Here is an 18,279-nt window from a genome sequence, read left to right on the forward strand (position 1 = left end):
CCGCGGCCTACTGAGGGCCTATAGCTCAGTTGGTTAGAGCAGAGGACTCATAATCCTTTGGTCCACGGTTCGAGTCCGTGTGGGCCCACCAAATTAAAAGCCGCGCTTGATGCGCGGCTTTTTTGTGGGCGAGTGGTTGGGTTTCGTCTCGGCGGGCGCAATGTTCGGAAGACCTAACCAGAGCTGTAGGAAAGATCCTAAGCTGCGGTTTTGAGCGGTTAGACAAAAATCCGTGTGAGAGAAAGCAAAAAGCCCCGATGCGTGCGCAACGGGGCTTTCTGTAAATCTGAAATATCGGCCTGTCCTTTTACGGTTTCCCGCTTATCCCGCTCACTGGCTAGGAGTGGCTTGCGCCACCGAAATCAACACCCTTTGCTTACAAAGTTCCGGTCTGTGCTGACGTACCGATCATAGCCCTTGAACCTGACAAGAGCAACCGTCACAGCCGTTATCCCTCTCATCGAGCGATGGGTTCCAAATATGCCCCAATGCGCTTGACCCTGTACCATCGGCAATCTCATCGCCCACGCCATCGGAGCCCACCTTGCCAGACACCCGCCAACCCATCCTCGACGAAATCGACCGTCAGCTAATCGCCGCGCTGCAAATCAACGCCCGCGAAAGCGTGGCCATGCTCGCCCGTCAGCTAGGCATTGCTCGCACGACGGTGACGTCGCGCCTGGCCCGGCTGGAAAAGGCCAGAGTGATCACCGGTTATGGCGTGCGTCTTGGTCAGCGTGTGGTCGATGGTGGCTTGCAGGCGTACGTCGGGATCAAGGTGCAGCCGCGTTCCGGCAAGGACGTGTTGCGGCGTTTGAGTGCGATGGCGCAGGTGCAGCAGTTGTGTGCGGTGAGTGGCGAGTTTGATTATGTGGCGTGGTTACGCACCGATTCGCCGGAGCAGCTCGATCAGCTGCTGGATCAGATTGGCAGTGTCGATGGGGTGGAGAAGACCACGACGTCGATCATTCTGAGTAGCAAGATAGATCGGGGGCAGCCGGTTTAAGATTTTGATCGAGCTTCTCGGGTGAATTTCAGAGCCTCTTCGCGAGCAGGCTCGCTCCCACATTTTGGTCGGTATGCAGCCTGAAATCGTCAATCTGCACAATAATCAGGCAAAACGACGACACATTGCGTCTTATTAACGCGCTCCACGCTCCCTAGAATGGCTGACATCTTTTCCTATACTCAGACGCGAATCCTGCGTCGGGTCGTCAACAAGGTCAGCCATGAACAAGAACAACCGCCATCCTGCAGACGGAAAAAAACCAGTCACCATTTTCGGTCCGGACTTTCCGTTCGCGTTTGACGACTGGATCGAGCATCCCGCCGGCCTGGGGAGCATTCCCGAGCAGCACCATGGCGCTGAGGTGGCGATTGTCGGGGCGGGCATTGCCGGTCTGGTGGCTGCGTATGAACTGATGAAACTCGGTTTGAAACCGGTGGTGTACGAGGCGTCGAAACTCGGCGGTCGTCTGCGCTCGCAAGCCTTCAACGGTACCGACGCCATCGTCGCGGAGCTTGGCGGCATGCGCTTTCCAGTGTCCTCCACGGCGTTCTATCACTACGTGGACAAGCTCGGCCTCGAAACCAAGCCTTTCCCCAACCCGCTGACCGGTGCTTCGGGCAGTACCGTGATCGATCTGGAAGGCGAAACCTATTACGCCGAAAGCCTGAAGGATCTTCCTGCTTTGTTCCAGGAAGTCGCTGACGCCTGGGCAGATGCGCTGGAAGCCGGTTCGCAGTTCTCCGATATCCAGCAAGCCATTCGCGATCGCGATGTGCCGCGCCTGAAAGAGCTGTGGAACAAGCTGGTGCCGCTGTGGGACGACCGGACCTTTTATGACTTCGTCGCCACCTCGAAAGCCTTTGCCAAATTGTCGTTCCAGCATCGCGAAGTGTTCGGGCAGGTCGGTTTCGGCACCGGCGGCTGGGATTCGGACTTCCCCAATTCGATGCTGGAAATCTTCCGCGTGGTGATGACCAATTGCGACGATCACCAACACCTGGTGGTCGGTGGCGTCGAGCAGGTGCCACAGGGCATTTGGCGCCATGTGCCGGAGCGCTGTGTGCACTGGCCGGCCGGCACCAGCCTGAAATCCCTGCACCGTGGCGCGCCGCGTTCCGGCGTGAAGAAAATTGCTCATGCACCGGAGGGCCGTTTCGCCGTTACCGACAACAACGGTGACACCCGCGAATACGCCGCCGTCCTGACAACCTGCCAGAGCTGGCTGCTGACCACTCAGATCGAATGCGATGAAACCCTGTTCTCGCAGAAGATGTGGATGGCCCTCGACCGCACGCGCTACATGCAGTCGTCGAAAACCTTCGTGATGGTCGACCGGCCATTCTGGAAAGACAAGGATCCGGAGACCGGCCGCGACGTGATGAGCATGACCCTCACCGATCGCCTGACCCGTGGCACCTATCTGTTCGACAACGGCGACGACAAGCCGGGGGTGATCTGCCTGTCGTACTCGTGGATGAGCGACGCGTTGAAAATGCTCCCGCATCCGGTGGAGAAACGTGTTGAGCTGGCGTTGAACGCGCTGAAGAAGATCTACCCGAAAGTCGACATCGCCGCGCGGATCATCGGCGATCCGATCACCGTGTCGTGGGAAGCCGATCCGTATTTCCTCGGTGCCTTCAAAGGCGCCCTGCCCGGCCATTACCGCTACAACCAGCGCATGTATGCGCACTTCATGCAGGACGACATGCCGGCCGAACAGCGCGGGATTTTCATCGCCGGCGACGACGTGTCGTGGACACCGGCGTGGGTCGAAGGCGCGGTGCAGACTTCGCTCAACGCGGTGTGGGGCATCATGAAACATTTCGGCGGATCCACACATAAAGAGAACCCCGGCCCGGGTGATGTGTTCAAAGACATCGGCCCTATCGCCCTGCCCGAGTAAGAGGATTCCCCGATGCGCGTAGCCGTTTACCAATGTCCACCGCTGCCACTGGACCCCGCCGCCAACCTGCATCGCCTGCATCAAGTAGCGATGGAGGCCAAAGGCGCCGATCTGCTGGTGCTGCCGGAGATGTTCATGACCGGCTACAACATCGGCGCCGAAGCGGTCGGCACGCTGGCCGAGGTCTATAACGGTGAATGGGCGCAGCAGATCGGCCGGATTGCCAAGGCTGCCGGTCTGGCGATTGTCTACGGCTACCCGGAGCGCACCGCCGACGGGCAGATCTACAACGCCGTGCAACTGATCGACGCCCACGGCGAGCGCCTGTGCAACTATCGAAAGTCGCATCTGTTCGGCGACCTCGATCGGTCGATGTTCAGCCCCGGTGACTCCGACTTGCCGGTGGTTGAATTGAACGGCTGGAAGCTCGGCTTCCTGATCTGCTACGACCTGGAGTTTCCGGAAAACGCGCGGCGCCTGGCCTTGGCCGGCGCCGAGCTGATCGTGGTGCCGACGGCCAACATGATTCCGTTCGATTTCGTTGCCGATGTCACCGTGCGTGCCCGCGCCTTCGAAAACCAGTGCTACGTGGCTTACGCCAATTACTGCGGACATGAAGGCGATATCCAGTATTGCGGGCAAAGCAGCATTGCCGCGCCGGACGGCAGCCGCATCGCTCTGGCAGGTCTGGACGAGGCGTTGATCGTCGGCGAACTGGACCGACAACTGATGAACGATTCACGCCAGGCCAATCGCTATCTCAGCGATCGCCGCCCGGAGCTTTACGGCGCGCTCAACCGCCGCTAATCCGCTAGCATGAGCACTTCACTGTTCTGGAAGTGCCCATGCCCGCGCCGACTCATCCCCGCCCCCACTCTGAAACCCTGGCCAACGGCCTGCGCGTGACCCTGCGCCACGTGCCCGGTCTCAAGCGCAGCGCTGCCGCGTTGCGCGTGGCGGCCGGCAGCCATGACGTGCCATTGGCATGGCCGGGGCTGGCGCATTTTCTCGAGCACTTGCTGTTTCTCGGCACCGAGCGTTTTCCCACAGACGAAGGGCTGATGGCCTACGTGCAACGTCACGGCGGCCAAGTGAATGCCAGCACCCGTGAGCGCACCACGGACTTTTTCTTCGAGTTGCCTGTGTCGTCCTTCAGCGCGGGGCTCGAGCGTCTGTCAGACATGCTCGCCCGGCCACGGATGAATCGGGACGATCAACTGCGTGAACGGGAAGTGCTGCAGGCGGAATTTGTCGCCTGGTCGCAGGATCCGACAGCACAGCAGCAGTTTGCCCTGTATGAAGGTTTACCCGCGCAGCACCCGTTGCGTGGGTTTCATGCGGGCAATCGGGACAGCTTGCAGGTCGAATCGCCTGGGTTTCAGTCGGCGCTGAAAGATCTCCATCAGCGCTTTTATCGAACCGGGCAAATGAGCCTGAGTCTGGTCGGGCCACAAAGTATCGATGAGCTTGGGGAGCTGGCGCAGCAATTCGCAGCGGTGTTGCCGGTTGGGGATAAAGTTGCCCAGGCCGCACCGCCACCGTTGGCAGTGAAAAGTTATCAACAGGTCGGCGTTCACACGAACCTGTTATTTGCTTTCGACGCATTGCCCGAGTCATCCGCCGAGGCGATGGCCTTTCTCTGTCATTGGTTGAATAGCGCAAAACCTGGTGGATTGCTCGCATACCTGCATCAACAGAATCTGGCTGACAGCCTGAAAGCCACGCCGCTTTACCAGTTCGCCGGCCAAGCGCTGCTGCATCTTCAATTCCATGCCGACGGCGAGCAGTTGAACGCCATTCACGAACGGCTGCTGGATTGGCTGAGCTTCTTCGCCCGTCAGGACTGGACGCCGTTGCGCGAGGAATACGCCGCCCTGCTTCAGCGCCAGCAGCAAGTCAGCGGCGCGTTGCAACTGGCGCGCCTAGACATTGAGCAGCAAGCATTCGGCCTGTCCGAATCCGGCGCTGCCGCACTTGAGCACATCCTTCGCGAAATCGGCGTTGTGGATAACTTCAGCGATCATTGGCATCTGCCCGCCGCCAATCCTTTTCTGCGAGCCAGCGAGCCACTGGCAAACGCCGGGCTGATTCGCGGCCAGACCAGCGCCCACCGTGGCCTGCGCACCTTCGCCCAGGATCGCTCGCGCAGTCGCCGCGAGCGATCGCCCATGCAGTTCAGCCAGGCGCTGCCGGACAACAGCGATGAGGGCGCGATTTACCTGCGCTGGCAGGTCGAGACGGCGGCCAGCGCCGATCTGCGCGCAAGATTGCAGCGCAGTCTGCGCCAGACCCGACAGGATGCGTCCGAAGCCGGAGTGGACTTGTCTTTCAGCGCCGCAGGTAACCAATGCCTGCTGAAAATGACCGGACTACAGGAACCGATGCCCAGCGTCCTCGAGCATGCGCTGAAATGTCTGACGATGATCGGCGCCGATTCGCCGCGCGACGAGGTGCAGATACCGTCGATGCCGATCCGCCAACTACTCGAAGCGTTGCCAGAGAAATCCCTGCCCACGATTGAAACCAGCGATGACGCCAATCAGCTGTGGACAACTTCGCGCTGGGACGGCCTCGCTCTAGGCCTTAACCAACAAACCCAGTCAGCCTTGGGCCTGGCGCTGAGCCGCATTCCCGGCACACCGGACAATCAGCTACCGGTGACACCGATCGCCCAAGGCAAGTACCACTGGAGCCAGATCAACACGGCCTCCAGCGAACACGCCTTGCTGCTGATCTGCCCGACTGCCAGCAGCGACATCGCTGATGAAGCAGCGTGGCGCCTTCTGGCTCAGTTGTACCAGACGCCTTTCTATCAGCGCCTGCGTGTCGAATTGCAATTGGGGTACGCCGTGTTCAGCGCGCTGCGCCAGTTGCACGGCATGACCGCGATTGTCTTTGGCGTGCAATCGCCGACGAACCCGGCGGGCAAGTTGCTCGAATACATTCAGGAGTTCTTCAACAGCATTCCCGCGTTGATCGAAACGCTCGATGAAGCAAGCCTCGAGCAACAGCGTCAAAGCCTCGCCGATCAGTTCGACGACACCACACTGTCCACCAAGGATGCCGCCGAACTCCTCTGGCAAGGCAAGCTTGTCGGCCATTCGTCGGATTACCGGGAGCAGTTGGTCACGGCGATCCGGCAACTCGATCGCCAGGCTTTGCTGGCCGCTGCGCAGCGCCTGATCAATGCCGAGAGTGGCTGGCATTGCCTGGCCAATGAATCGATGCCGGGCACACCGTGGCAAGCGGCAAACTGATCATTACCGAGGCTGCAAGGAGCTTTCTCAAAGATTCACGGGTCACGGCGTTGAAATTTTGAGTAACATAGCCGCCTAACTAATTGGAACATCACCGCGCTGCCGTGGACTATAACTATGGATAGCGCTATCCCAACCCTCAGAAGGAGACATCTCATGGCCTGGACCAAACCTGCTTACACCGACCTGCGTATCGGCTTCGAAGTCACCATGTACTTCGCAAGCCGCTGAGTTCTGCCTACGCAGAATCGCAGTGCAACGCCTCGGCTCGCCGAGGCGTTTTATTTTCCGCGTTGAAATGATGGAGCGTTCATGTTCGTCCAGATTCTGGGTTCGGCCGCCGGTGGCGGTTTTCCGCAGTGGAACTGCAACTGCGTCAACTGCGCAGGCTTTCGCGACGGCAGCCTGAATGCCAAGGCCCGCACCCAATCGTCCATCGCCATTTCCGATGACGGCGTGAACTGGGTGCTGTGCAATGCCTCGCCGGACATCCGCGCGCAAATGCAAAGCTTCGCCCCGATGCAACCGGGCCGGGCGCTGCGCGACACCGGCATCAGCGCGATCATCCTGATGGACAGCCAGATCGACCACACCACCGGCCTGCTGAGTCTGCGCGAAGGCTGCCCGCATCAGGTCTGGTGCACGGACATGGTTCACGAAGACCTGAGCACCGGTTTTCCCCTGTTCAAGATGCTCACCCACTGGAACGGCGGGCTGGACTGGAACCGTATCGAGCTCGACCAGAGCTTCACCGTAGCCGCCTGCCCGAATCTGCGTTTCACCCCGTTGCCGTTGCGCAGCGCCGCGCCGCCGTATTCGCCGCACCGTTTCGATCCTCATCCGGGCGACAACATCGGTTTGATCGTTGAAGACCTCAACACTGGCGGCAAGCTGTTCTACGCGCCGGGACTGGGCAAGGTCGATGCGCCGTTGCTGGAAATCATGGCGGGCAGCGATTGCCTGCTGGTCGACGGCACGCTGTGGGATGACGATGAAATGCAGCGCCGTGGCGTCGGCACCCGCACCGGTCGCGAGATGGGCCATCTGGCGCAGAACGGCCCCGGCGGTATGCTCGAAGTGCTGGAGCAGTTGCCCGAGCAGCGCAAGGTACTTATCCACATCAACAACACCAACCCGATCCTCGACGAGGATTCGCCGGAGCGTGCCGAACTGGCGCGGCGTGACGTTGAAGTAGCGTACGACGGCATGAGTATTGTGTTGTAGCGACCGGCCTCTTCGCGAGCAAGCTCGCTCCCACACTGGATCTGTGCCGTACACAAAACCTGTGGGAGCTGGCTTGCCAGCGATGACGTCCTGACAGACACCAGAGATTTCCAGGGTTGTTTCCGGAGAACAGACATGACCGACACCCCGCTGTCCCCCGCCGAATTCGAAGCGGCCCTGCGCGCCAAGGGCGCCTACTACCACATCTACCACCCTTACCACGTGGCGATGTACGAAGGCCGCGCGACCCGCGAGCAGATTCAGGGCTGGGTCGCCAACCGCTTCTACTATCAGGTGAACATTCCCCTGAAGGACGCAGCGATCCTCGCCAATTGCCCGGATCGGGAAATCCGCCGCGAGTGGATTCAGCGCCTGCTCGACCACGACGGCGCACCCGGTGAAGATGGCGGCATCGAAGCCTGGCTGCGTCTGGGCCAGGCTGTTGGCCTCGACCCGGACCAATTGCGCTCCCAGGAACTGGTGCTGCCCGGCGTGCGTTTCGCCGTCGATGCCTACGTCAACTTCGCCCGTCGCGCCAGTTGGCAGGAGGCCGCCAGCAGCTCGCTGACCGAACTGTTCGCGCCGCAGATCCACCAGTCGCGTCTGGACAGTTGGCCGCAGCATTACCCATGGATCGACCCGGCCGGTTATGAATATTTCCGCACCCGCCTCGGTCAGGCGCGGCGTGACGTCGAACATGGGCTGGCGATCACCCTCGAGCACTACAAGACCCGCGAAGGCCAGGAGCGCATGCTGGAAATTCTCCAGTTCAAACTGGACATTCTTTGGAGCATGCTCGATGCCATGAGCATGGCCTACGAACTGAACCGTCCGCCGTATCACAGCGTGACCGAACAACGGGTCTGGCATAAAGGAATCATCTTATGAGTTTCGACCGCAGCAAAGTGCCGAGCTGGCGCCCGGGCTATCGCTTCCAATACGAGCCGGCGCAAAAGGGTCACGTGCTGCTCTACCCTGAAGGCATGATCAAACTCAACGACAGCGCCGCACTGATCGGCGGCTTGATTGATGGTGAACGCGATGTCGCGGCGATCATTGCCAGACTCGACGAGCAGTTCCCCGGCGTGCCCGAGCTTGGTGACGACATCGAGCAATTCATGGAGGTTGCCCGTGCGCAGCACTGGATCGAACTTGCCTGATTCGTCCGTGCAAGTCCCGCCAAAACCTGAAGTCGGCCTGCCGCTGTGGCTGCTCGCCGAGCTGACCTACCGTTGCCCGTTGCAATGCCCGTATTGCTCAAACCCACTGGATTTCGCCGAGCAGGGCAAAGAGCTGACCACCGAGCAATGGATCAAGGTGTTCCGCGAAGCGCGGGAGATGGGCGCGGCGCAATTGGGCTTTTCCGGCGGCGAACCGCTGGTGCGTCAGGACTTGGCCGAACTGATCCATGAAGCGCGGCAGCTGGGTTTCTACACCAACCTGATCACCTCCGGCATTGGCCTGACCGAGCAGAAAATCAGCGACTTCAAAAAGGCCGGGCTCGATCACATCCAGATCAGTTTTCAGGCCAGCGACGAGCAAGTGAACAACCTGCTCGCCGGTTCGAAAAAGGCCTTTGCGCAAAAGCTGGAAATGGCTCGCGCAGTCAAGGCCCACGGCTATCCGATGGTGCTGAACTTCGTCACCCATCGGCACAACATCGACAAGATCGACCGCATTATCGAACTGTGCATTGCGCTGGAGGCCGACTTCGTCGAACTCGCCACTTGCCAGTTCTACGGCTGGGCGCAGCTCAACCGTGTTGGCCTGCTGCCGACCAAGGAGCAACTGGTGCGCGCCGAACGCATCACCAACGAATACCGGGCCAGGCTGGAAGCCGAAGGGCATCCGTGCAAGCTGATTTTCGTCACTCCGGACTATTACGAAGAACGCCCGAAAGCCTGCATGAACGGCTGGGGCAGCATCTTTCTGACCGTCACCCCGGACGGCACCGCCCTGCCCTGCCATGGTGCCCGCCAGATGCCGGTGCAGTTTCCCAACGTGCGCGAGCACAGCATGCAGCACATCTGGTATGACTCGTTCGGCTTCAACCGTTTTCGCGGTTACGACTGGATGCCCGAGCCATGCCGCTCTTGCGACGAGAAAGAAAAAGACTTCGGCGGCTGCCGTTGCCAGGCGTTCACGCTCACCGGTGATGCCAGTAATGCCGACCCGGTGTGCAGCAAGTCCGAACATCACGGCGTGATCCTCAAGGCCCGCGAAGAAGCCGAGACCGCCACTCAAACCATCGAACAATTGGCCTTTCGCAATGAACGAAACTCACGCCTCATCGCCAAGGGCTGAGCCTTTCAGCGCCGCCCAAGCCGTCGCCGCCGGAACCGACTTCGCCGAACTGCAGCTCGGCGCCCATGGTGTGTTCTGGAATGAATACCGCCCCGAGGATGCCGCATGCCGGATCTGGCATTGGCGCGATGGCGCAGCGAAAAGTCTGACGCCGGACGGCTTCAGCGTGCGTAGCCGCGTGTACGAATATGGCGGTGGTGCGTTTTGTCTGACGCCTGACGGGGTGGTTTTCGTCAATGAAGCGGATCAGCAGATGTATCGGCAGGCGCTGGATGGCGAGCCGGTCGCGCTGACGTCGACTGACTGCCGCTACGGCGATCTGCAATTCGCCGCTGGCCGGGTATTGGCGGTTGAAGAGCAGCAGGATCGGCATCGCCTGGTGGCAATTGATCTGGCGACCGGTACGCGACAGGTGCTGGCCGAGGGTGCGGATTTTTATGCGTCACCAACGCTCAGCCCCGATGGCCAGCGGCTGGCGTGGATCGAGTGGAGTCGCCCGCATCAGCCGTGGACCTCGACGCGCTTGATGGTCGCGCAAGGCGATTTTTCTGCGCCTCGCTGTGTTGCCGGTACGCAGATGGAGGAGTCGATCCAGCAGCCGCGATTCGACGCTGATGGGCGGCTCTATTGCCTGACGGACCGTGACGGCTACTGGCAGCCGTGGGGCGAAACGACCGATGGCCTGAAAGCGCTGGCCAGCGTCGCGGCCGATCACGCGCCCGCGCCGTGGCAGCTAGGCGGCTGCACGTGGCTGCCTGTCGGTGATCAATTTTTAGCCAGTTGGAGCGAGGATGGTTTCGGTCGCCTGGCCCTTGGAAGTGAAGATTTCAGCGGTGACTACAGCCGCTTCCGCCACTTGGCGATGGATCAACAATTCATCTATTGCATCGCTGCATCGCCGACCAGCCCGTCGGCAGTGATCGCCATTGATCGTGTGTCGCATGCCGTGAAAATCCTCGCTGGCGGCGTGGCTCCATTGCCTGCCGAACGCATCAGCCGTCCGCAGACCTTGCGTTATCCGAGCGGCTCCGGCGAGGCGCACGGTTTCTTTTACCCGGCCATGAGCGGTGAAGCGAAACCTCCGCTGGTGGTGTTTATCCACGGCGGCCCGACGTCGGCGTGCTATCCGATACTCGACCCGCGCATCCAGTACTGGACGCAGCGCGGCTTTGCTGTCGCCGACCTCAACTATCGCGGCAGCAGTGGCTATGGTCGCGAATATCGCCAAGCGCTGCATCTGCGCTGGGGCGAGGTGGATGTCGAGGATGCCTGCGCGGTGGTCAGCTATCTCGCTGGCCAAGGTTTGATCGATGGTGACCGCGCGTTCATTCGCGGCGGCAGTGCGGGTGGCTACACAACGCTGTGTGCGCTGGCGTTCAGACAGGTTTTCCGCGCAGGCGCCAGCCTCTACGGCGTCAGCGACCCGGTCGCGCTGGCCCGGGCCACGCACAAGTTCGAGGGCGATTATCTGGATTGGCTGATCGGCGATCCCGAAGGAGATGCCGAACGCTATGCCTCCCGCACGCCACTGCTGCACGCAGACAACATTCGCGTGCCGGTGAGTTTCTTTCAAGGTGAACTGGACGCGGTGGTCGTGCCGCAACAAACCCGCGACATGGTCGCGGCGCTGGAGCACAACGGCATCCCGGTCGAGGCGCATTACTACCCTGACGAACGCCACGGCTTCCGCCGCGCGGCCAACCAGGCACATGCGCTGGAGCAGGAGTGGACGTTTTATCGGCGGGTGATGGGGCTAACTGACTGAGCCCTCACTTTGAGACTGCGTCGCTCCAATCGCGGGCAAGCCCGCTCCCACAGGTTATTTGGTGTACACAAAAATTGTGATCACTCATAACACTGTGGGAGCGGGCTTGCCCGCGATAGCTATTGATCAGACGCCACTGGACTCAACGCTTGGCGATGATATACACCGCATGCACGATCCCTGGAATGTAGCCGCACAGCGTCAGCAGAATGTTCAGCCAGAACGCCCCGCCAAACCCGACCTGCAGAAACACGCCCAGTGGCGGCAACAGAATAGCGATGATGATACGAATGAAATCCATGGGGCAGCTCCTGAATGGGGGTTGGCTCACTTGAGCCATACAAGCTAATCGACACGCGCCGTTCGTCAGGGTTCATTACGCTTGCTATTTGATCGCCAGCACCACAAAAAAACGCCCCACGCCAAAAGAATCAGGCGTGGGGCGTGCGTTATACCGCGAGACGGTTCGGGTAATCGGTTGGGGCTGCTCAGCTCACACGGCAATGCCCTTGCGACATTGCACTTGGGCGGTGCGCACTCGCGAGAAGGCGCGGCCCAGGCGCAGGAGCATTTCGTCGATGTTGGCTTTGCTGACAGTGAGGGCCGGGGTGAAGCGCAGGCAGTCAGGCTGCGCGGCGTTCAATATCAGGCCTTCGTGAAGTGCGGCATGGACGACGGCGTCGGCGCATTCGTCGGACAGCGTCAACCCGTAAAACAGGCCTTGGCCGCGCAACTCGCCGTGGCCGTAGCGGTGCGCCAGTCGCGCAAGGCCTTCGCGCAAATGCTGGCCGCTGTCGTTAACCTGCTGGAGAAAGCTGCGGTCATGGATGCTGTCGAGCACTACCAGACCGGCCGCCGTCATCAATGCGTTGCCGTGATGGGTGCCGCTCAGCTCGCCGATGGCGAAACAACAGGCCTTGCCTCGCGCCAGCAAGGCCGCCAGCGGCAAGCCGCCGCCGAGGCCTTTGCCGAGCACGACGATATCGCTGCGAATACCGTAGGACTGTTCGGCGAGCAAGCTGCCGCAGCGGCCGATACCGGTCTGCACTTCGTCGAGAATCAGCAGAATGCCCAGTTCACGGCACAGTCGCTCGACCCCTTTGAGGTAGTGCCCGGTCGCGGGAATGACCCCGGCATCGCTCTGGATCGGCTCCAGCATGATCGCCACGGTCTGCGCGTCCACCGCCGCATGCAGCGCCGGCAGGTCGTTGAATGGCACTCGATCAATCGTCGCCAGACTGCGGCCATGACAACCCTGCTCAGCCATGATGATCCGCGAGGCGCCGCCGCGATGCAGCTGCCCCCATTTGCGCGCCAGTTTGATCGCCGCCTCACAAGCCTCGCTGCCACTGTTGAGCAGATACGCCTGTTCGCTGGACGTGCTGGCGCACAGACGCTCGGCGAGGCTGAGCATGCCGCGATTGTGCAGATTGCAGCCTGGATTGATCAGCGCCTGGGCCTGATTGGCGATGGCTTTGACCAGCGCCGTGGGGCTGTGGCCAAGGCTGTTGGCGCCGCCGGCCTGGGAAAAGTCGAGGTAGGCGCGATCGTTGCTGTCCCATAGCCATGAACCCTGGCCGCGAACGAACACTTGTTGCGGCCGATCGACGCTGGGCATCAGGCGTTGGGCATTGAGATGGTCGGTCATAGCGGATGGCCCCGCCTCGAAGCAGAGGTCATCCAGACTCGGCGTCTGACGCCGCAAACTGAACAGATTCATGCGGAAAAACCTCGCTGGAGGTTTTTTGAACTGCCTATGTAATCACGAACGAAGCAAATGGAACTCGTCACGCTTTCTGGCCCTGCAAGCCTTGTGAATGCGGTTAGACTAGGCGCGCAAACGGCTTCAGGCCATTTCGATTTCTCAGCCATTTCGATAAGCGCTACTTATGGATTTCAAACAACTGCGTTATTTCGTCGCGGTCTACGAAGAAGGCCATGTCGGCCGTGCGGCTGAGCGCTTGTCGATCTCGCAACCGGCGCTGTCGCAACAGATCCGTCAGCTGGAGCAGAACCTCGACGTAACCCTGTTCGAACGCAGCAGTAAACGCCTGCTGCCGACCCTCGCTGCGCATACGCTGTACAACCACGCGTTGCCATTGCTCGATGGCTTGCAGCGGGCGCGCGAGGCGTTGGGTAGTTTCAAGGGTCAGGCACTGCGCACACTGGCGATCGGTGTGTTGCAAACGGTGCACACCAGCCTTGTGCCGCAGATGCTCGAGCGTGTGCGCAAGGCGCAGCCGCATCTGGTGGTACAAATCTATGAACTGACCGGGCTGGAAATCGAACGGCGTCTGCTCAATGGTTCCCTGGACATCGGCATCAGCTATCTGCCACCGCGCCAACCCGGTCTGCACGGTGTGTTGCTGTACGAAGATGAACTGACGCTGGTCATCCCGGCGGACCATCCCTTGCGCGAGTTCAAGAAGGTCTCGATGCGCCAGGCTGCTGAGCTGCCCATGTTGCTGCTCGGCGAAGAGTTCCAGATCCGACAGATCTGGCAGGCACAACTGACCAGCCTCGGACGACGCCCGCAGGTGCAGGCCGAGTTGAACACTATGCTGGGGATTCTCGATAGCCTGCCGCACACCAGGCTGGCAACGGTGCTGCCGGGACGTTCGCAAAAGGAATATGACGATGAAGATCTGCTATGGAAACCGCTGAGCGAACCACGGGTGCCGTTGCAAGTTGGCCTGGTGTGCCGTGATGTGCAACGCCAGCAGGCCTCGTTGGCATTGCTGCGGACATTGCTTGAAGAGGTGATCGACCGCGAAACGAAGCCGCCCCTTGATCCGCTCGCCTGAAACTTTTCTTCAGGCAAAAGAAAACCCCGCCGAAGCGGGGCTTTGCAGACTGTTTCCCTGACATCCATTTCACTCCGCCACCCTGGCAGAATCCTACGTGTCCGTGTTGTTTACTTTGCGCTTCCTGCGCGACGTCCATGAAATGTAGATTAGCCGTGGATCCAATATACGGATATGGGAGAACAGCAGCACGTCACGTAAGCAAATGCTTACATGACGTCTACAGGATCAAAACTGTGCCGCATCCAGCAGGAACAGCGACTCGCTACCGGCCTTGACCGACGCGCTCAACGAGTGGATACGCGGCAGCAGACGGGCGAAATAGAAGCGCGCGGTGCCCAGCTTGCTCGCGTAGAAATCCTCCTGCGCTTCCTTGCCCAGCGCGGCTTTGGCCATCAACGCCCACATGTAGGCGTAAGCGGTGTAGCCGAACGCTTGCAAATATTCGACCGAGGCCGCGCCGATTTCGTTCGGATTGTTTTTCGCCCGGTCCAGCAGCCACGCGGTCAACTCGTCGAGGGTGTCGACGGCATCGTTCAACGGCTTGGTGAACTCGCCCAGATCAGCACTGGCGGTTGCGGTGAAATGGCGGATCTCGTCAGCGAACAGCTGGTAGAACGCGCCGCCACTGCCAACGATCTTGCGCCCGACCAGGTCCAGCGCCTGAATACCGTTGGTGCCTTCGTAGATCTGGGTGATGCGCACGTCACGCACCAGTTGCTCCTGGCCCCACTCGCGGATGTAGCCGTGGCCGCCGAAAATCTGCTGGCCGTGGACAGTGGTTTCCAGACCCAGGTCGGTCAGGAAGGCTTTCGCCACCGGCGTCAGCAACGCCACCAGATCTTCCGCGCGCTTGCGGGTGGTCGCGTCTTCACTGAACTTGGCGGTGTCCAGTTGCATCGCTACATACGTGGAGAACGCACGGCCGCCTTCGTTCGAGGCTTTCATGGTCAGCAGCATGCGTCGCACGTCCGGGTGGACGATGATCGGGTCGGCGACTTTGTCCTTGTTCTGCGCACCGGTCGGCGAACGGCTCTGCAGACGGTCGCGCGCATATTCAACAGCGTTCTGATAAGAGCGCTCGCCCGTGGCCAGGCCCTGAATACCAACACCCAGGCGCTCGTAGTTCATCATGGTGAACATTGCGGCCAGGCCTTTGTTCGGCTCGCCGACCAAATAACCCACGGCTTCGTCGAAGTTCATCACGCAGGTCGCCGAGGCCTGAATGCCCATCTTGTGCTCGATCGAACCGCAGTTGGCCGGGTTACGCGCACCGAGGCTGCCGTCGGCATTGACCATGAACTTCGGCACCAGAAACAGCGAAATGCCTTTCGGACCGGCCGGCGCGTCAGGCAGCTTGGCCAGTACCAGGTGAATGATGTTTTCGGTGAGGTCGTGCTCGCCACCAGTGATGAAGATCTTGGTGCCGCTGACCTTGTAGGAACCGTCGGCCTGAGGTTCGGCTTTGGTGCGGATGATGCCCAGGTCGGTGCCGGCGTGCGGCTCGGTCAGGCACATGGAACCGGCCCAGATGCCGGCGTACATGTTCGGCAGGTACGCAGCTTTCAGTTCTTCACTGGCGTGGGCATTGATCGACAGGCAGGCGCCGGCGGTCAGCATCGGGTACAGACCGAACGCCAGGCTGGCGGAGTTGACCATTTCTTCGACCTGCGCCGACACGGCTTTGGGCATGCCCATGCCGCCGTAGGCCGGATCGCCGCCAACACCGACCCAGCCGCCTTCAGCATAAGTCTGATAGGCCTGTGGGAAACCGGCCGGCGTGGTGACGGCACCGTCCGCCCAATGGCAACCTTCCTCGTCAGCAGCACGGCTCAGTGGCGCGATGCTTTTGCTGGTGACCTTGCCGGCCTCTTCGAGAATCGCTTCAACGGTTTCGGCATCGACGGTCTCGGCCAGCGCCGGCAGCTCGGCCCAGAGTTTGGCGACTTCGAACACTTCATTGAGGACGAAGCGCATATCGCGCAGCGGCGCTTTGTAGTCAGCCATGGCAAACCTCGCAAGATCTAAACAGGTGGTTCGTGGAATGATGTTTTCGTTGATCCGGAGTGTACCTCAACAACTTTTGCGACACATAGGGTCAACCGGTGACTGATTTGTTATTTTTGGTCACCGGAAAAAGATCGCCGCGATCTTTCGATCTGCTCTACAAAGCAAACGCCTGCGCCGGCAGATTCATCAAACAATCACTCCCCGCCTCGATCGCCGCCTGATGCGCAGCCGTACGCGGCAGCAAGCGCTTGAAGTAGAACTCGCACGTCGCCAGTTTGCCCTTGAGGAAATCAGCCTCACCCTCGCCCGCCTCCAGCTGTGCCTGAGCAACCAACGCCATGCGCAGCCACAGGTAGCCCAGGATGATGTAGCCGCTGTACATCAGATAATCCACCGACGCAGCACCGACTTCGTCCGGGTTCTTCATGGCCGCCATGCCGACCTTCATGGTCAGGTCGCCCCACTGTTGGTTGAGCCCGTTGAGTTGCGCGACGAAGCGGCCCAGCTGCGCATGTTCGGCGTTCGCTGCGCAGAACTTGTGGACGATTTTGGTAAAGCCGCGCAGCAGCTTGCCCTGACTGCCCAGCACCTTGCGCCCGAGCAGGTCGAGCGCTTGAATGCCATTGGTGCCTTCGTAGATCGGCGCAATCCGGCAATCGCGCACCAGTTGCTCCATGCCCCACTCACGAATGAAGCCGTGGCCGCCGAATACCTGCATGCCGTGATTGGTCACTTCCAGCCCGGTGTCGGTCATGAACGCCTTGCAGATCGGCGTGAGGAACGCCAGCAGGTCTTCGGCCTCCTGACGCGCATCGGCATCGCTGCTCAGGTGCGCAACATCGAGCATCTGCGCAGTGAAATAGGTCAGCGCGCGGTTGCCTTCGTTGAAGGCTTTCATGGTCAGCAACATGCGTCGCACATCGGGGTGAACGATGATCGGGTCGGCAGGTTTTTCCGGGGATTTGGCACCGGTCAGGGCGCGCATCTGCAGGCGGTCATTGGCGTACTTGATCGCGCCCTGAAAACTCGCCTCGCCCAGACACAGCCCCTGCATGCCAGTACCAAGCCGCGCATGGTTCATCATGGTGAACATGCAGTTGAGGCCCTTGTTCGGCTCGCCGATCAAGTAACCCGTGGCGGCATCGAAATTCAGCACGCACGTAGCAGAAGCCTTGATGCCCATCTTGTGCTCGATCGAGCCACAGGAAACGCCGTTGCGCTCACCCGCTTCGCCTGCTGCATCGGGCAGAAACTTGGGCACGATAAACAGGGAAATGCCCTTGGTTCCGGCCGGTGCGTCCGGCAGCTTGGCCAGGACCAGATGGATGATGTTGTCGCTCAGGTCATGCTCACCAGCGGAGATGAAAATCTTGCTGCCGGTGATCGCGTAGCTGCCGTCGGCCCGTGGCACCGCGCGAGTCTTGATGATGCCCAGATCAGTGCCGCAGTGGGCTTCGGTCAGGCACATGGTGCCGGTCCACTGGCCAGCGGTGAGTTTGCTCAGATAGGTGTCTTTCTGCTCGGCGGTACCGTGGGCGTGGATCGCCGACATCGCGCCGTGGGTCAGGCCGGGGTACATGCCCCAGGACGTGTTGCTGGAGCCGACCATCTCGCTAATCACCAGCCCCAGCGAACTCGGCAACCCTTGGCCACCGTAAGCCGGATCGGCCGCCAATCCATGCCAGCCGCCCTCGACATATTGTGCGAAGGCCTGCTTGAAGCCTGTAGGCGTTGTCACCACGCCGTTGTCGAAATGGCAGCCCTCTTCGTCGCCGCTGCGATTGAGCGGGGCCAGCACGTTCTCGCAGAACTTCGCGCCTTCTTCGAGGATCGCGCTGATCATGTCCGGGCTGGCGTCATGCGCGCCGAGAGTGGCGTAGTTGGTATGGAAGTCGAAGACGTGATCGATCAGAAAGCGCATGTCGCGCAGGGGAGCTTTGTACTCGGGCATGGTGGCTTCTCCGTCAGCAGATTCCTCCAACCTACTGCTGGCCACCACGCGC

15 protein-coding genes and 1 tRNA gene are annotated in these 18,279 nt (G+C 60.6%); 12 read left to right on the forward strand and 4 right to left on the reverse strand.

Features of this window, described 5'->3' with window-relative positions; all coding sequences use genetic code 11:
* The first annotated feature begins 14 nt into the window (after positions 1-14).
* From PSH90_RS24155 to PSH90_RS24205, 11 genes are all read left to right on the forward strand, one after another.
* Positions 15-91 (forward strand) — tRNA-Ile (locus PSH90_RS24155).
* Between the two features lie 453 nt (positions 92-544).
* The gene (locus PSH90_RS24160; protein WP_041476707.1) at positions 545-1,006 is read left to right on the forward strand and encodes an Lrp/AsnC family transcriptional regulator; all 462 of its coding nucleotides are present in this window, start codon (positions 545-547) and stop codon (positions 1,004-1,006) included.
* A gap of 223 nt (positions 1,007-1,229) precedes the next feature.
* Positions 1,230-2,912, forward strand: a complete 1,683-nt coding sequence (locus PSH90_RS24165) for an NAD(P)/FAD-dependent oxidoreductase (protein WP_024014552.1) — start codon at positions 1,230-1,232, stop codon at positions 2,910-2,912.
* A 12-nt stretch (positions 2,913-2,924) separates the two neighbouring features.
* A complete protein-coding gene (locus PSH90_RS24170; protein WP_252877002.1) occupies positions 2,925-3,719 on the forward strand; it encodes a carbon-nitrogen hydrolase family protein in 795 nt (264 codons plus the stop codon).
* 38 nt (positions 3,720-3,757) lie between these two features.
* On the forward strand, positions 3,758-6,169 hold the full coding sequence (gene pqqF / locus PSH90_RS24175) for a pyrroloquinoline quinone biosynthesis protein PqqF (protein WP_305381636.1): 2,412 nt from the start codon (positions 3,758-3,760) through the stop codon (positions 6,167-6,169).
* A 156-nt stretch (positions 6,170-6,325) separates the two neighbouring features.
* Complete coding sequence (gene pqqA / locus PSH90_RS24180; RefSeq protein WP_003444522.1) at positions 6,326-6,400, forward strand: pyrroloquinoline quinone precursor peptide PqqA; 75 nt, start codon at positions 6,326-6,328, stop codon at positions 6,398-6,400.
* An 81-nt stretch (positions 6,401-6,481) separates the two neighbouring features.
* Complete coding sequence (gene pqqB, locus PSH90_RS24185) at positions 6,482-7,393, forward strand: pyrroloquinoline quinone biosynthesis protein PqqB (RefSeq protein WP_305381638.1); 912 nt, start codon at positions 6,482-6,484, stop codon at positions 7,391-7,393.
* Positions 7,394-7,528: 135 nt separating this feature from the next.
* Positions 7,529-8,281 carry a pyrroloquinoline-quinone synthase PqqC gene (pqqC, locus tag PSH90_RS24190; protein WP_039757691.1) on the forward strand — a complete coding sequence of 251 codons (753 nt, stop codon included), beginning with the start codon at positions 7,529-7,531 and terminating at the stop codon, positions 8,279-8,281.
* Positions 8,278-8,553 carry a pyrroloquinoline quinone biosynthesis peptide chaperone PqqD gene (gene pqqD, locus PSH90_RS24195; RefSeq protein ID WP_041476711.1) on the forward strand — a complete coding sequence of 92 codons (276 nt, stop codon included), beginning with the start codon at positions 8,278-8,280 and terminating at the stop codon, positions 8,551-8,553. Before pqqC ends, pqqD begins: the two co-directional genes overlap by 4 nt.
* Positions 8,525-9,697 carry a pyrroloquinoline quinone biosynthesis protein PqqE gene (gene pqqE / locus PSH90_RS24200; protein ID WP_305381639.1) on the forward strand — a complete coding sequence of 391 codons (1,173 nt, stop codon included), beginning with the start codon at positions 8,525-8,527 and terminating at the stop codon, positions 9,695-9,697. The genes pqqD and pqqE overlap by 29 nt, the downstream gene beginning before the upstream one ends.
* Positions 9,663-11,462 (forward strand): S9 family peptidase, encoded by a 1,800-nt coding sequence (locus PSH90_RS24205; RefSeq protein WP_252868389.1) that lies wholly within the window; start codon positions 9,663-9,665, stop codon positions 11,460-11,462. The genes pqqE and PSH90_RS24205 overlap by 35 nt, the downstream gene beginning before the upstream one ends.
* A 142-nt stretch (positions 11,463-11,604) precedes the next feature.
* Here PSH90_RS24205 and PSH90_RS24210 read toward each other — a convergent pair whose 3' ends face one another.
* Both PSH90_RS24210 and PSH90_RS24215 read right to left on the reverse strand, forming a co-directional pair.
* Positions 11,605-11,763, reverse strand: coding sequence for a YqaE/Pmp3 family membrane protein (locus tag PSH90_RS24210; protein ID WP_003228885.1), 159 nt, complete (start codon positions 11,761-11,763; stop codon positions 11,605-11,607).
* 192 nt (positions 11,764-11,955) lie between these two features.
* A complete protein-coding gene (locus PSH90_RS24215) occupies positions 11,956-13,182 on the reverse strand; it encodes an aspartate aminotransferase family protein (protein WP_305381640.1) in 1,227 nt (408 codons plus the stop codon).
* Between the two features lie 169 nt (positions 13,183-13,351).
* Between PSH90_RS24215 and PSH90_RS24220 the strand changes: the two genes are divergently transcribed.
* The gene (locus PSH90_RS24220) at positions 13,352-14,266 is read left to right on the forward strand and encodes a LysR family transcriptional regulator (RefSeq protein ID WP_150743545.1); all 915 of its coding nucleotides are present in this window, start codon (positions 13,352-13,354) and stop codon (positions 14,264-14,266) included.
* Between the two features lie 228 nt (positions 14,267-14,494).
* Here PSH90_RS24220 and PSH90_RS24225 read toward each other — a convergent pair whose 3' ends face one another.
* Together PSH90_RS24225 and PSH90_RS24230 are read right to left on the reverse strand one after the other, a co-directional pair.
* On the reverse strand, positions 14,495-16,273 hold the full coding sequence (locus PSH90_RS24225; protein ID WP_041476717.1) for an acyl-CoA dehydrogenase C-terminal domain-containing protein: 1,779 nt from the start codon (positions 16,271-16,273) through the stop codon (positions 14,495-14,497).
* Positions 16,274-16,430: 157 nt separating this feature from the next.
* Positions 16,431-18,227, reverse strand: a complete 1,797-nt coding sequence (locus PSH90_RS24230; protein ID WP_252878998.1) for an acyl-CoA dehydrogenase C-terminal domain-containing protein — start codon at positions 18,225-18,227, stop codon at positions 16,431-16,433.
* Positions 18,228-18,279: the final 52 nt, after the last annotated feature.

This window comes from Pseudomonas sp. FP1762 (assembly GCF_030687105.1).
GTDB lineage: Bacteria > Pseudomonadota > Gammaproteobacteria > Pseudomonadales > Pseudomonadaceae > Aquipseudomonas > Aquipseudomonas siliginis.

Excerpts from the sequence above, each read along its gene's own strand:
- PSH90_RS24165 (WP_024014552.1), top strand. The coding sequence starts at position 1,230 with ATGAACAAGAACAACCGCCATCCTGCAGACGGAAAAAAACCAGTCACC.
- PSH90_RS24170 (WP_252877002.1), top strand. The coding sequence starts at position 2,925 with ATGCGCGTAGCCGTTTACCAATGTCCACCGCTGCCACTGGACCCCGCC.
- pqqF (WP_305381636.1), top strand. The coding sequence starts at position 3,758 with ATGCCCGCGCCGACTCATCCCCGCCCCCACTCTGAAACCCTGGCCAAC.
- pqqB (WP_305381638.1), top strand. The coding sequence starts at position 6,482 with ATGTTCGTCCAGATTCTGGGTTCGGCCGCCGGTGGCGGTTTTCCGCAG.
- pqqC (WP_039757691.1), top strand. The coding sequence starts at position 7,529 with ATGACCGACACCCCGCTGTCCCCCGCCGAATTCGAAGCGGCCCTGCGC.
- pqqD (WP_041476711.1), top strand. The coding sequence starts at position 8,278 with ATGAGTTTCGACCGCAGCAAAGTGCCGAGCTGGCGCCCGGGCTATCGC.
- PSH90_RS24205 (WP_252868389.1), top strand. The coding sequence starts at position 9,663 with ATGAACGAAACTCACGCCTCATCGCCAAGGGCTGAGCCTTTCAGCGCC.
- PSH90_RS24210 (WP_003228885.1), bottom strand. The coding sequence starts at position 11,763 with ATGGATTTCATTCGTATCATCATCGCTATTCTGTTGCCGCCACTGGGC.
- PSH90_RS24215 (WP_305381640.1), bottom strand. The coding sequence starts at position 13,182 with ATGAATCTGTTCAGTTTGCGGCGTCAGACGCCGAGTCTGGATGACCTC.
- PSH90_RS24220 (WP_150743545.1), top strand. The coding sequence starts at position 13,352 with ATGGATTTCAAACAACTGCGTTATTTCGTCGCGGTCTACGAAGAAGGC.
- PSH90_RS24225 (WP_041476717.1), bottom strand. The coding sequence starts at position 16,273 with ATGGCTGACTACAAAGCGCCGCTGCGCGATATGCGCTTCGTCCTCAAT.
- PSH90_RS24230 (WP_252878998.1), bottom strand. The coding sequence starts at position 18,227 with ATGCCCGAGTACAAAGCTCCCCTGCGCGACATGCGCTTTCTGATCGAT.